This is a genomic window from Xenorhabdus entomophaga, assembly GCF_037996725.1.
Taxonomy (GTDB): Bacteria; Pseudomonadota; Gammaproteobacteria; order Enterobacterales; family Enterobacteriaceae; genus Xenorhabdus; species Xenorhabdus khoisanae.
In genome coordinates this window covers 1-1,076 of the sequence record NZ_JBBMXH010000263.1, presented here as the reverse complement: position 1 = coordinate 1,076, position 1,076 = coordinate 1, and the positions used below count along the sequence as shown (strand labels likewise).

Here is a 1,076-nt window from a genome sequence, read left to right as displayed (position 1 = left end):
TTGACGATATCGAGGCTGGCTTTTTGCCGGTGGGGATGACCTGCACACGCAGGCGGCAGTACCGCGTACTCAACCGATACCCCGCAATACCTCAACCTGCGTTCACTCTGGCGCACAGATATCGATCAAGGACAAGGCAGGTATTTTCTGTTTTGCCAGAATGGTCGCGCGCCAGAGATCGCATGTTGTCAGGTATCAGCAAGGGGAAGCCGATGAGCCAATTGATTAAAGAATTAAAATTTTTTGCCCGGCAAGGTGGTGGCAGTCATAAGACCTGCCATGACCGCATTCGGATCGCCGGACGTTTAGGTGCGTTGTTACTGAGCCTGAATATTCAGGTCAAAAGCCTCAATAATTTGAAAGCCAAACATGTAGAGCATTACGTTGACGCCCGTTTATCTCAGGGAATTGCCAAACGAACAGTGCAAAATGAAATGTCTGCGCTGCGTAATATTTTCCGCATGGCTGGCCGGGAGAAATTGGAAACCTCACCGCGTTTAAGCAATCAGGCATTGGGATTAAGCGGCACCAGTCGCGCCGGAACGAAACAGGCGATCCCTGATGCTACGTTTCAGGTTGTTTATCAGAAAGCGCTTGAGCGTGATGCTGGATTTGCCGCCACACTGAAACTCGCCCGATTGATGGGGTTACGTTCTCAGGAAGCGGTGCAATGCAATGCATCATTGAAAAGCTGGCGCAAACAGTTAGAACAACCTGAGCCGAAACTGCATGTGGTTTTTGGTACAAAAGGCGGCCGACCACGGCAAACCCGCGTATTGAATATTGCTGCGGCAAAAGAGGCTGTAGAACAGGCAATTATCATTGCGAAACAACGTGGCGGTAGGTTGATTGACAAGCCGGATCTCAGGCAGGCCATGAACTACTGGCGGACACATACTACAAAGATTGGTTTAACCGGTTGTTATTCTCCCCACAGTTTGCGTTATGCGTGGGCACAGGATGCGCTGAACTTTTACCAACAACATGGTTTTAGCCGTCAGGAAGCACGGGCGCTGGTATCAATGGATTTGGGGCATGGTGATGGTCGCGGGCGCTATGTTGAGCGTGTTTATAGC

1 protein-coding gene is annotated in these 1,076 nt (G+C 50.5%); it reads left to right on the top strand.

The window, feature by feature from the left end:
* Nucleotides 1-212 precede the first annotated feature (212 nt).
* The coding region (locus tag AAC854_RS22650) for an integrase domain-containing protein (protein ID WP_340619059.1) at nt 213-1,076 on the top strand (864 nt) is incomplete at its 3' end.